Source organism: Streptomyces cyanogenus, from assembly GCF_017526105.1.
Classification (GTDB): domain Bacteria; phylum Actinomycetota; class Actinomycetes; order Streptomycetales; family Streptomycetaceae; genus Streptomyces; species Streptomyces cyanogenus.
In genome coordinates, this window is record NZ_CP071839.1 from 3032983 (window position 1) to 3044942 (window position 11960).

11 protein-coding genes are annotated in these 11960 nt (G+C 72.6%); 10 read left to right on the plus strand and 1 reads right to left on the minus strand.

Annotated elements, in window-relative coordinates; genetic code table 11:
* Positions 1-47: 47 nt before the first annotated feature.
* The 3 genes from S1361_RS13615 (at position 48) to S1361_RS13625 (ending at position 3260) form a co-directional block, all read left to right on the plus strand.
* Complete coding sequence (locus S1361_RS13615; RefSeq protein WP_208032120.1) at positions 48-1697, plus strand: M4 family metallopeptidase; 1650 nt, start codon at positions 48-50, stop codon at positions 1695-1697.
* A 266-nt stretch (positions 1698-1963) separates the two neighbouring features.
* Complete coding sequence (locus tag S1361_RS13620; RefSeq protein ID WP_208032121.1) at positions 1964-2473, plus strand: hypothetical protein; 510 nt, start codon at positions 1964-1966, stop codon at positions 2471-2473.
* Positions 2474-2594: 121 nt separating this feature from the next.
* On the plus strand, positions 2595-3260 hold the full coding sequence (locus S1361_RS13625; protein WP_208032122.1) for a class F sortase: 666 nt from the start codon (positions 2595-2597) through the stop codon (positions 3258-3260).
* 24 nt (positions 3261-3284) lie between these two features.
* On the opposite strand, the gene S1361_RS13630 is transcribed toward S1361_RS13625, so the two are convergent.
* Positions 3285-3632, minus strand: a complete 348-nt coding sequence (locus tag S1361_RS13630; protein WP_208032123.1) for a winged helix-turn-helix transcriptional regulator — start codon at positions 3630-3632, stop codon at positions 3285-3287.
* Between the two features lie 97 nt (positions 3633-3729).
* Between S1361_RS13630 and S1361_RS13635 the strand changes: the two genes are divergently transcribed.
* From S1361_RS13635 to S1361_RS13665, 7 genes are all read left to right on the plus strand, one after another.
* A complete protein-coding gene (locus S1361_RS13635; RefSeq protein ID WP_208032124.1) occupies positions 3730-4617 on the plus strand; it encodes an NAD(P)-dependent oxidoreductase in 888 nt (295 codons plus the stop codon).
* 95 nt (positions 4618-4712) lie between these two features.
* Complete coding sequence (gene proS, locus S1361_RS13640; protein ID WP_208032125.1) at positions 4713-6125, plus strand: proline--tRNA ligase; 1413 nt, start codon at positions 4713-4715, stop codon at positions 6123-6125.
* Between the two features lie 168 nt (positions 6126-6293).
* Complete coding sequence (locus S1361_RS13645) at positions 6294-7508, plus strand: NAD(P)/FAD-dependent oxidoreductase (RefSeq protein ID WP_208032126.1); 1215 nt, start codon at positions 6294-6296, stop codon at positions 7506-7508.
* Complete coding sequence (gene nirB / locus S1361_RS13650; protein ID WP_208032127.1) at positions 7509-10118, plus strand: nitrite reductase large subunit NirB; 2610 nt, start codon at positions 7509-7511, stop codon at positions 10116-10118. It abuts the gene before it with no gap.
* On the plus strand, positions 10115-10465 hold the full coding sequence (gene nirD, locus S1361_RS13655) for a nitrite reductase small subunit NirD (protein ID WP_208032128.1): 351 nt from the start codon (positions 10115-10117) through the stop codon (positions 10463-10465). Before nirB ends, nirD begins: the two co-directional genes overlap by 4 nt.
* 41 nt (positions 10466-10506) lie before the next feature.
* Entirely contained in the window at positions 10507-11094 is a 588-nt protein-coding gene (locus tag S1361_RS13660) for a TetR/AcrR family transcriptional regulator (RefSeq protein WP_208032129.1), read from the plus strand.
* Between the two features lie 91 nt (positions 11095-11185).
* The gene (locus S1361_RS13665) at positions 11186-11953 is read left to right on the plus strand and encodes an SDR family NAD(P)-dependent oxidoreductase (RefSeq protein WP_208032130.1); all 768 of its coding nucleotides are present in this window, start codon (positions 11186-11188) and stop codon (positions 11951-11953) included.
* Positions 11954-11960: the final 7 nt, after the last annotated feature.

An 11960-nucleotide genomic window follows, 5' to 3' on the forward strand; every position in this document is an offset into this window, starting at 1 on the left:
CGAGCGCCAACCCCCACGCCTAGCCTGGCGCCTCCCCGAGGAGACAGATGAGCCGGATACGGCAGCACGTCCGAGGAACCCGTCGCACAGCCACCGCCGGTGTCGCCTTCGCCACCGCGACCCTGCTGGCCGTCAGCCTCTCCCCCGCCGCCCACGCCGACGGCAGACCGACCCGGGCCACCGCGGTCGAGAACGCGGCGTCGGCCCTGCTGGCCCACGCCTCGTCGCTGGGCCTCACCTCCACCCAGGACACCAGTGTCCGTGACGTGATCGTGGACAAGGACGGCACCCAGCACGTCCGCTACGACCGCACCTACCGCCGACTCCCGGTCCTGGGCGGCGACTTCGTCGTCCACCTGGCCCCGGACGGCGCCTACCGCGGCGCCGACCGCGCCACCCGGCAGGCCGTCTCCGTGCCCTCCGTCACCCCCCAGGTCTCCGGCCCCCGGGCCGCCGGCCTCGCGGTGAACGCCCTGCGCGCGGCCAACCTCGGCGAGAAGCTGAAGCAGGTCAAGGCCAAGCCGGAGCTGGTGGTCGACGCCCTGCACGGCACCCCCCGGCTGGCCTGGCGGACCAACGCGGTGGCCCTGGACTCGCTCGGCAACCCCGTCGCCCGCACCGTGCTCACCGACGCGCGCACCGGCGCGCAGATCGACGCCTGGGACAGCATCGAGACGGCCACCGGCGACGGCAGGTCCCTGTACAGCGGGACCGTGCCGCTGGAGTCGACCCAGTCCGGGTCGTCGTACCAGCTGAAGGACCCCACGCGCGGCAACACCTACACCGGTGACGCCGAGGGCAAGACCGACCTGTGCTTCTTCGGCATCTGCTTCAGCCGGGCCCCCGCGACCCTGTTCACGGACGCCGACAACCACTGGGGCACGGGCACCACCGCGGACCGCTCCTCCGCCGCCGTCGACGCCCAGTACGGCACCGACGAGACCTGGGACTACTACCGATACGTCCACGGCCGCAGCGGCATCGCCGGCGACGGCAAGGGCTCGTACAACCGCGTCCACTACGGCAGCAACTACAACAACGCGTTCTGGGACGACAGTTGCTTCTGCATGACGTACGGCGACGGTGACGGGACCACCTTCGGACCGCTGGTCGCCCTCGACGTCGCCGGGCACGAGATGAGCCACGGCGTCACGTCCAAGACCGCCGCGCTGACCTACTCCGGCGAGTCCGGCGGCCTGAACGAGGCCACCTCCGACATCCTCGGCACGATGGTGGAGTGGTACGCGAACAACTCCTCCGACCCCGGTGACTACCTCATCGGCGAGAAGATCGTGAAGCCCGGCTTCGGCAAGGCGGCCCTGCGCTTCATGGACAAGCCGTCCAAGGACGGCAGTTCCGCCGACTACTGGAGCTCGTCGGTGGGGAACCTCGACGTCCACTACTCCTCGGGCGTCGCCAACCACTTCGCCTACCTGCTCGCCGAGGGCAGCGGCGCGAAGACCATCAACGGCGTCAGCTACGACTCGCCGACGTACAACGGCTCGACGGTCACCGGCATCGGCCGGGACAAGGTCGGCAGGATCTGGTACCGGGCACTGACGGTCTACATGACGTCCTCCACGAACTACAAGGGCGCCCGCACGGCCACCCTGAACGCCGCCAAGGACCTCTACGGCGCGGGCAGCACGGAGTACAACGCGGTGGCCGCCGCCTGGAGCGCGGTCAACGTCACCTGACGCGAGCGGCGCCACGGCCGGCCGCCGCCCCGCGCACGGGGTGCGGCCGGCGGGTGGAGGCCAATCGTGTGCTCTTCGCACCCGGCCCCTCACACGGCCCTGACCTGCCGGAACCCTCCCCGGCTAGGCCGTGTGGGGGGCCGTTCGCGCCACCCGTTCACCGCATTCCCGGGCCCGCCCCGGGAAGCGGATCTCCCCGACTGCGACTTACCTCGGTAGGGCAGGGGCGCACCCCTGGACGAGTCGGACAAGCTCTGGGGAGCACCATGCGACGCACTGCCCGTCTGCTGGCCGGTACCGCGCTCGCCGTGGCCGCCGCGGCACCCGCCCACGCCACCGGAACCGGCCGTCTGGACGTGTACCCGTCCACCGTGGCGCCCGGCGGCCAGGTCTCGGTGAACACCGCCGCGTGCGGGGACACCGGCGCCGCGACCGGGGACGCGAGCGCGGTCGGTGCCGGCACGTTCACGCTGGCGCCCAGCACGCACGAGGGCGAGGCGATCGGCCAGTTCCGGGTGCCGCCGAGCGCACAGCCGGGGACGTACGAGATCGTCGCCCGGTGTGCCGTGGGCGACCGGCAGGTGGCGGGCGATCTGGTGGTGGCGTTGAGCGCGGCGCACGGGCAGGTGCAGCCGCGGGGAAGCGTGAAGACGGGGGTCGGTGGCGGACTCGGCACCGACCCCGTGCAGACCGCGGCGGGCGTGGCGGCTCTGGCCGTCGCCGCCGCGGGCGGTACCTGGCTCCTGCATCGCCGGGCGAGAGGCGACGGGATCTGACGGACACCCTCCGCTGTCCGTCCGCCGGTACCGCACATCCCGCCCCCTCCGGGTCCGACGCCCCTCGCGGCCCGGAGGGGGAGGGTGCTTCGGGGGCCCGCCCCCGGGAGAGGGGTTTGCCATGCGCAAAAGCGCTGGGTGCGGCAGCGGCGGCCGGCGCCGCAGGGCCGCCCGGCTCGGCGACACCGCCATAGCCGCCGTCACCGCCGTGGCGCTCGGCTCCGGGGTGTGGCTGCTGGGCGGCGGCACACGTCCGGACACGCCCCCACAGCCCGCGGCCGCCGAGGGCCGCCCGGATCCGGCCGGTGCACGGGCCGGTGCCCCCGCGCTCCCCCCGTCCCCGCCCCTGCGCATCCGCATTCCCGCGATCCGGGTGAACGCACCCCTGATCGGTCTGGCCCTGACCCGCTCCGGCAGCCTGGACGCGCCGCCCGCCAAGGAGAAGAACCTCGCCGGCTGGTACGAGGCCGGCACCACCCCCGGCGAGACGGGCACCGCGATCGTCGCCGGGCACGTCGACAACACCGAGGGCCCCGCCGTCTTCTACGACCTGGGCGCGCTGAAGCGGGGCGCCCGCATCGAGGTGGACCGCCGGGACGGCACGGTGGCCGTGTTCACCGTGGACGCGGTGGAGGTGTACTCGGCGCGCGCCTTCCCCGACGACAAGGTGTACGGCGCGGCCCCCCGCCCCGAACTGCGCGTCATCACCTGCGGCGGGGGCTACTCCAGGACCACCGGCTACCAGGGCAACGTCGTGGTGTTCGCCCACCTGACGGGCAGCCGCTGAAGACCCGGTGCGGCGCCCGGGGGCTCAGTGCGGCGCCGGCGCCCCGCCCAGGACGTGTCGCACGCCCCAGCTGCCGAGCGGCTCCAGTGCCGCGTTCAACTGGATGCCGCTCTCGGTCAGCGCGTACTCGACGCGGGGCGGCACCTCGTCGTAGTCCCGGCGGTGCACGACGCCGTCGGCCTCCAGCTCGCGCAGCTGCGCGGCGAGCACCTTCTCCGTGACGCCGGGCAGCTGCCGGCGCAGCTCACCGAAGCGGCATGTGCCGCATTCGCCCAGCACCCACAGGATCGACACCTTCCACTTGCCGTCGATGATGTCCATCGCCGCGTCGGTCCCGCACACGTACGCCCCCGGCCGCCGCCCCACCGGCATGGTCCTCCCCCTTCCGACCCGCACGCTTTCCCGCTGGTAACCACCCACTTGGAAGTACGTACTTCTGCGCGGCGGCTCCACGGGCGAGCCTAGTCGCATGACCGACAACTCCCCTTCCTCCACGCCCCGTACTCCCCTGACCCTGCTCGGCACCGGTGCGATGGGCACCGCGCTCGGGCGCGCCTGGCTCGCCGCCGGGCATCCGCTGACCGTGTGGAACCGCACGCCCGAGCGGACGGCCGCGCTGACCGCCGAGGGCGCGGTGGCGGCGGGCAGCGCGGCGGAGGCGGTGGCCGCGAACCGGCTCGTCGTGGCCTGTCTGCTGGACGACGCCTCGGTGGGCACCGCGCTGGACTCCGCCGAACTGGCCGGCCGGGACCTGGTGAACCTCACCACCGGCACCCCCGCCGACGCCCGGGAGCGCGCCGCCTGGGCCGAGAAGCGGGGCGCCCGGTTCCTGGACGGCGGGATCATGGCCGTACCGCCGATGATCGGCGCGCCCGGCGCCTTCGTGCTCTACAGCGGCCACCAGGAGCTGTTCGAGGAGCACCGGGACACCCTCGCCGTCCCGGCCGGCACCGAGTACGTCGGCGCCGACCCCGGTCTCGCCGCGCTGCACGACGTGGCGCTGCTGAGCGGGATGTACGGCATGTTCGCGGGGATCACCCACGCGTTCGCGCTGCTGCGCGGGACGGAGGTGGCGCCCCGGGACTTCGCCGCGCTGCTCGTGCCCTGGCTGAACGCGATGGCCGGCACGGCGGAGGAGACGGCCGGACGACTGGCGTCCGGCGACTACACCACCGGAGTCGTCTCCAACCTGGCGATGCAGGTCGCCGGCAGCGAGACGCTGCTGCGCACGGCCCACGAGCAGGGCGTGAGCGCGGAGTTGCTCACCCCGTTCCTCGGCCTGATGCGCGACCGCCTGGCGGCGGGCCACGCCACGGAGGACACCACCGGCCTGGTGGACCTGCTCCGCGCCGGGTGACCGCCGGGCCGCCCCGGCCTCGCTCCACGGGCGGCCGGTGTCCCCCTGGAGAAGCAAGTCGCGCACGGGTGCACCCGCGCTTTAGCATGCGCGCTATGGCAAAGGCACCCGTTCTCACCCCCCGGGCGGAAGACTTCCCCCGCTGGTACCAGGAACTGATCAGCAAGGCCGAGCTGGCCGACAACGGCCCAGTGCGCGGCACGATGGTCATCCGACCGTACGGGTACGGGCTGTGGGAGCGGATGCAGCAGGAGATGGATGCCCGCATCAAGGCTGCGGGTGCCTCCAACGCGTACTTCCCGCTCTTCATCCCGCAGTCGTACCTGACCAGGGAAGCCGAGCATGTCGAGGGCTTCGCCCCCGAGCTGGCGGTCGTCACGCACGGCGGGGGCAAGGAACTCGAGGAGCCGATCGTCGTCCGGCCCACCTCCGAGACGATCATCAACGAGTACTTCTCGAAGTGGGTGCAGAGCTATCGCGACCTGCCCCTGCTGATCAACCAGTGGGCGAACGTCGTCCGTTGGGAGATGCGTCCGCGTGTCTTCCTCCGTACGACCGAGTTCCTCTGGCAGGAGGGGCACACCGCCCACGCCACCTATGAGGACGCCCGCGACTACGCCGCCCGTATCCACCGGGACGTCTACCACGACTTCATGGTCAACGTCCTGGGCATCGACGTGGTCCTCGGCCGCAAGACCGCCAAGGAGCGCTTCGCCGGTGCGATCAACACCCTCACCCTCGAGGGCATGATGGGCGACGGCAAGGCGCTGCAGATGGGCACCAGCCACGAGCTGGGTCAGAACTTCGCCAAGGCCTTCAACACCCAGTACCTGTCCAAGGACGGCAAGCAGGAGCTGGTGTGGCAGACCTCCTGGGGTACGTCGACCCGTATGGTCGTCGGCCTGATCATGTCACACGGCGACGACAGCGGACTGCGCGTGCCGCCCCGGCTGGCGCCGGTCCAGGCCGTCGTGCTCGCGATCAAGGGCGACGACCAGGTGATCGCCAAGGTCCGTGAGATCAGCGACAGGCTCCTGGCCGCGGGTGTGCGCGTCCAGGTCGACGACCGCACCGACATCCCCTTCGGCCGTCGCGCCGTCGACTGGGAACTCAAGGGTGTACCGGTGCGTATCGAGGTGGGCCCGCGCGACCTGGAGAACGGCACCGCGATGCTGGCCCGCCGTATCCCCGGCGGCAAGGAGCCGGTGCGGATCGGGGAACTCGAAGCGCTGCTCCCCAAGGCCCTGGAGGAGGACCAGGCGCTCCTGCTCGCGCAGTCCCGCGAGCGCCGGAAGGACCGCACGGTCGACACGACCACGATCGAGGAGGCCGCAGAGGCCGCGGCCACCGGCTGGGCTCGCATTCCCTGGGCCACGCTGGGTCCGGAGGGCGAGGCGGCCCTTGCCGAACAGGGCGTGTCCGTGCGGTGCCTCGTCGCCGCGGACGGTTCGGTCCCCGAGCGCGACGACCAGCCGGGGAACGTCGCCATCGTGTCGCGCGCGTACTGACATGCGTGGGGTCCGGCGCCCGTGCACTCACGGACGCCGGACCCTCGCTCGCCCACGCACGACCGGCGCACCCCCTCACACCTCCCGCCCCTTCCCGCTGAGGGCAGCGTTCCTCCCAGGAAACAGAGGTGATGCTGCCGGGTAACGTCGGGGCCGCACGCTCGGGACATGACCTCGAATACGCGTGTGGTGGTGATCGGCGCCGGCCTCGCGGGCGTACGGCTCGCCCGGCGGCTCGGCGACCTGGGCACGCCCGCGCTGCTCGTCGGCGACGAGGAGCACGCCCCGTACAACCGGGTGTTGCTGGCCGAGGTGCTGGCCGGCCGGTACGCGCCGGAGGTGATCACCCTCCCGCCGCCCGCGGGCCTGCTGCGCACCCGGGTCACCGGCATCGACCGGGCCGCCCGGACCGTCGACTGCGCCGACGGCACGTCGATCGCATACGACGCGCTGGTCCTGGCCACCGGCTCCAACCCGGTACTGCCCCCGCTGCGCGGCCTGTTCACCGCGGACCACCAGCTCCCCGAGGGCGTCCACGCGTTCCGCACCCTGGACGACTGCCTGGGCCTGGCCAAGGCGGTGCGGCCGGGTGTGCGGGCGGTCGTCATCGGAGGCGGGCTGCTCGGGGTCTCCGCCGCCCGCGCGCTCGCCGTCCGCGGCGCCCAGGTGGTGCTCGCCCAGCAGGCCGAACGGCTCATGGAGCGCCAGCTCGACCCGGACGCCTCCCGGCTGGTGCTGCGGCACCTGACCGATCTGGGCGTCGAGGTGCACACCGAGTGCCGGGTCCGGGACGTGCGCTGCGTCGCCGGTGCGGTCCGCTCGGTGGAACTGGCCGACGGCTACGCCCTCGACGCCGACCTCGTGGTCCTGGCCTGCGGGGTACGGCCGCGCACGGGCCTCGCCGAGCAGGCGGGCCTGGCCGTCCACAAGGGCGTCCTCGTGGACGACGAGCTGCGCACCTCCGACCCGCACATCCACGCCATCGGCGACTGCGCCCAGCACGACGGCACGGTCTACGGCCTGGCCGCCCCGGCCCTCGAACAGGCCGACGCACTCGCCGAACTGCTGGCAGGTGACCCCGGTGCCCGCTACACCGGCACCCGTTCCCTGACCCGGCTGACCCTGACCGGTGCCGACTCCCCCTTCGACCTCGCCGCGTTCGGCGAGACCGAGGCCCGCCCCGGCGACGACGTCGTGCGGCTGACCGATGCCACCCGGGGCACCTACCGCAAGGTCGTCGTCCGCGACGACCGCCTGGTCGGCGGGGTCCTCGTCGGCGAACTCGGCACCGTCGGCGCGCTCGCCCGCGCCTGGGAGGGAGCAGAGCCGCTCCCCGACGACGGTCCCCTGCTCCACCTGCTCACCAACGATGGAGGCTCCTGAATGTCCGCCACCCTGGGGGCCACCCCCACGATCGTGCTCGTCGGCCACGGCATGGTCGGCCAGCGCTTCCTCGAAGCGCTCGCCGAGCGCGGCCTGACCGCCACGCACCGCGTGGTCGTGCTGTGCGAGGAGCCGCGTCCGGCCTACGACCGCGTGCAGCTCACCTCGTACTTCTCCGGGAAGACGCCGGAGGACCTCTCCATGACCGACATGGAGTTCATCAAGGACCACGGGATCGAGCTGCGCATCGGCGACCCGGCCGAGACGATCGACCGCGAGGCGAAGCGGGTGACCGCCCGCTCGGGTCTCACCGTCGACTACGACGTCCTCGTGCTGGCCACCGGCTCCTACCCGTTCGTCCCGCCGGTCCCGAACAAGGACGCCACCGGCTGCTTCGTGTACCGGACCATCGAGGATCTGCTGGCCATCGAGGAGTACGCGAAGACGAAGGCCACCACGGGCGCCGTCGTCGGCGGCGGCCTGCTCGGCCTTGAGGCCGCCGGCGCCCTGAAGGGGCTCGGGCTCGACGCGCACATCGTGGAGTTCGCGCCGCGGCTGATGCCGGTCCAGGTGGACGACGGCGGTGGCACGGCGCTGCTGCGGACCATCGAGGGCATGGGCCTGAGCGTGCACACCGGCGTGGGCACGCAGGAGATCGTCGTCGACGAGACCGGCGCCGTCACCGGCATGAAGCTGTCCGACGGCTCCGAACTCGCCACCGACATGGTGGTGTTCAGCGCCGGTGTCCGCCCCCGCGACCAGCTGGCCCGCGCCTCGGGCCTCACGGTCGGCGAGCGCGGCGGCATCACGGTGGACGAGCAGTGCCGGACCGTCTCCGACCCGCACGTGTTCGCGATCGGCGAGTGCGCCCTGGCCGCGGACGGCCGGGTGTACGGCCTGGTGGCGCCGGGCTACGAGCAGGCGGAGACGGCGGCGGCGGCGATCGCCGGCGACGAGGCCTCCTTCACCGGAGCCGACCTGTCCACCAAGCTGAAGCTGCTCGGCGTGGACGTGGCCTCCTTCGGCGACGCCCACGGCACCACCGAGGACTGCCTGGACGTCGTCTACTCCGACTCCCGCGCCGGTCTGTACAAGAAGCTGGTCATCGGCCGGGACGGCACGCTGCTCGGCGGCATCCTGGTCGGTGACGCGGAGGCGTACGGCACCCTGCGCGCGCTCACCGGTTCGGTGCCGCCCATCTCCCCCGAGTCGCTCGTCCTGCCCGCCGGAGCCGACTCGGGGGCCCAGCTCGGCCCGTCCGCACTGCCGGACGAGGCGATCATCTGTTCCTGCCACAACGTCAGCAAGGGCACGATCCGCGGCGCGGTCACCGAGCACAAGTGCACCTCGGTGCCCGAGGTGAAGAAGTGCACCAAGGCCGGTACGGGCTGCGGCTCCTGTGTCAAGGTGCTCGGCCAGCTGGTCGACGCCGAGCTGGAGGCGTCCGGCGTCGAGGTCGACAAGGGCCTGTGCGGCTGCTTCGCGCAGACCCGCGAGGAGCTGTACGAGATCGTCCTCGCGCTGCGCATCACGTCGTACCAGGAACTGCTGGACCGCTACGGCCGCGAGGGCGCCCGGGGCGGTGACGGCTGCGAGGTGTGCAAGCCGGCGGTCGGCTCGATCATCGCCTCCCTCGCCCCGACGATCGGCGCGAGCGGCTATGTCCTGGACGGCGAGCAGGCCGCGCTGCAGGACACCAACGACCACTTCCTCGCCAACCTCCAGAAGAACGGCTCGTACTCGGTGGTGCCGCGGATCCCCGGCGGGGAGATCGCGCCCGAGAAGCTGATCGTGATCGGCGAGATCGCCCGGGACTTCGGCCTCTACACGAAGATCACCGGCGGTCAGCGGATCGACATGTTCGGTGCCCGCGTCGAGCAACTTCCGCTGATCTGGGCGCGGTTGGTGGACGCCGGCTTCGAGTCCGGCCACGCCTACGGCAAGTCGCTGCGCACGGTGAAGTCCTGCGTGGGCTCCACCTGGTGCCGGTACGGCGTGCAGGACTCGGTCCGGATGGCGATCGACCTGGAGCTGCGCTACCGGGGCCTGAGGTCCCCGCACAAGCTGAAGTCGGCCGTGTCCGGGTGCGCCCGCGAGTGCGCGGAGGCCCAGTCGAAGGACTTCGGCGTGATCGCCACCGCGAACGGCTGGAACCTGTACGTCGGCGGCAACGGCGGCGCCACCCCGCGCCACGCCGACCTGCTGGCGCAGGACCTGTCGGACGCCGAACTGGTCCGGCTGATCGACCGGTTCCTGATGTTCTACATCCGTACGGCGGACCGTCTGGAGCGGACCAGCACCTGGCTGGAGCGCATCCCCGGCGGCCTGGAGCACGTACGGGACGTGGTGGTGCACGACTCGCTCGGCATCTGCGACGAGCTGGAGAAGCTCATGCAGGCGCACGTCGCCCACTACCGCGACGAGTGGGCGGAGACCGTCAACGACCCCGAGAAGCTGGCCCGGTTCGTGTCCTTCGTGAACGCGCCGGACACCCCGGACCCGGTCGTCTCCTTCGTCCCCGAGCGCGACCAGATCAAGCCCGACCTGCCGCTGCTGAACATCGGTGTGCGGCCCGCCGACGACGTCCTGGAAGGAAGCGCCCAGCGATGACCCTGGCAGTTGAGACGACCGAACTGAAGGTCCAGCTCCAGCTGGCGGACGAGTGGTTCACGGTCTGCGACCTGAGCACGCTGGTTCCCGGCCGCGGGGTGGCCGCCCTGCTGCCGGACGGCCGCCAGGTGGCGCTGTTCCGCGACCGCGCGGACCGGCTGTACGCCGTCGACAACCGGGACCCGTTCACCGGCGCGGCCGTCCTGTCCCGCGGCCTGACCGGCACCCACCAGGGCCGCCCGTTCGTGGCGTCCCCGCTGCTGAAGCAGCGCTTCGACCTGGCCACCGGCGAGTGCCTGGACGACGCGTCGGTGCGGGTGACCGCGTACGAGGTGCGCGCCCTGTAGGTTTCTTGACCGGACGTTCCAGTAAGTCTAGGCTTCAAGACGTGGCCAGGACCAAGGAATTCGACCCGGACGCCGCGCTGCAGTCAGCCCTGGAGCTGTTCTGGCAGCGCGGCTACGAGGCGACGTCGATGGCCGACCTGGTCGAGCACCTGGGCATCGGCAAGGCGAGCCTGTACGCCACCTTCGGCAGCAAGCACGAGCTGTACCTGAGGGCGCTGGACCGGTACGGGCAGACGCAGAACCCGCGGATGACGCGGGAGCTGTCCACGCCCGGCCCGGTGCTGCCGGCCGTGCGCGCGCTGGTCCGGCGGTTCGCCGCCGAGGCCACCGCCGAGGCGACCCGGGAGCAGGGCTGCCTGGTCACCAACACGGCGGTCGAACTGGCCCCGCACGACCGGGAGGCCGCCCGCCGGGTGGAGCACAGCTGGGGCGCCCTGGAGACCCTGCTGCACTCCGCCCTGGTGCGCGCCCAGGCGCAGGGCGAGCTGACCGCGGACCGCGACCCCCTGGCCCTCGCCCGCCTGCTGCTGGTGCTGCTCCAGGGCCTGCGGGTGGTCGGCAAGGCCTCCGCGGACCCGGCCCGGGTGCGGGACGCGGCGGAGCAGGCCCTGGCACTGCTGGACACCTGACCAAAGGCGTCGGAGAACGCGCTTCCGGTGGGAGGCGCGTTTTTTTGGCCCCTCATATTGAACCGATCGGTCAAGAAAAGGGATACTCATCATGACGCACCGCTTCTCCGGCCGCACCGCTCTCGTCACCGGCGCCGGCTCCGGCATCGGCCGCGGGGTGGCGCTCGCCCTCGCCCGGGAGGGCGCCCAGGTCGTCGTCGCCGGCCGGCGCCGTGACCCGCTCGACGAGACCCTGGCGCTGATCGAGGGCGAGGGCGGCAAGGGGCTCGCCGTGACCGCCGACGTCTCCCGCGCCGACGACCTGCACGCCCTGGTGGCCACCGCTGTGGACCGGTTCGGCTCGCTGGACGTGGCGGTGAACAACGCCGGGATCCTCGAGGGGCGGGGGAAGGCGGTCGGCGACCTGGCCGAGGCTGACTGGCGCCGGATGCTCGACGTCAACGTCACCGGGGTCTTCCTCGCGCTCCAGGCCGAGATCGCGCGCATGCGCACCCAGCCGGACGGCGGTGCGATCGTCAACATCGCCTCCCGGCTCGGTGTGCACAGCCGGCTGCCCGGCGCCGCCGGCTACACCGCCGGCAAGGCGGCCGTCTCGGTCCTCACCCGCGCCGCCGCCCTCGACCACATCGCCGACGGCGTGCGCATCAACGCCGTCAGCCCCGGCGCCACCGCCACCGACATGTCGTTCCGGGACGGGGAGAGCGAGGCCGACCGGGCCGCGCGGATGCGCACCGAGGTGCCGCTCGGCCGGGTCTCCACCGTCGCGGAGGTGGCCGCCGCGGTGCTGTACCTGGCCTCGGACGACGCGGCCTCGGTGGTCGGCGCCGACCTGGTGATCGACGGCGGCTCGACGGCCTGAGCCCCGC

Coding starts and splice junctions, on each gene's coding strand:
- S1361_RS13635 (WP_208032124.1), top strand. CDS start 3,730: ATGACCGACAACTCCCCTTCCTCCACGCCCCGTACTCCCCTGACCCTG.
- S1361_RS13665 (WP_208032130.1), top strand. CDS start 11,186: ATGACGCACCGCTTCTCCGGCCGCACCGCTCTCGTCACCGGCGCCGGC.
- proS (WP_208032125.1), top strand. CDS start 4,713: ATGGCAAAGGCACCCGTTCTCACCCCCCGGGCGGAAGACTTCCCCCGC.
- nirD (WP_208032128.1), top strand. CDS start 10,115: ATGACCCTGGCAGTTGAGACGACCGAACTGAAGGTCCAGCTCCAGCTG.
- S1361_RS13625 (WP_208032122.1), top strand. CDS start 2,595: ATGCGCAAAAGCGCTGGGTGCGGCAGCGGCGGCCGGCGCCGCAGGGCC.
- S1361_RS13645 (WP_208032126.1), top strand. CDS start 6,294: ATGACCTCGAATACGCGTGTGGTGGTGATCGGCGCCGGCCTCGCGGGC.
- S1361_RS13615 (WP_208032120.1), top strand. CDS start 48: ATGAGCCGGATACGGCAGCACGTCCGAGGAACCCGTCGCACAGCCACC.
- S1361_RS13620 (WP_208032121.1), top strand. CDS start 1,964: ATGCGACGCACTGCCCGTCTGCTGGCCGGTACCGCGCTCGCCGTGGCC.
- S1361_RS13630 (WP_208032123.1), bottom strand. CDS start 3,632: ATGCCGGTGGGGCGGCGGCCGGGGGCGTACGTGTGCGGGACCGACGCG.
- nirB (WP_208032127.1), top strand. CDS start 7,509: ATGTCCGCCACCCTGGGGGCCACCCCCACGATCGTGCTCGTCGGCCAC.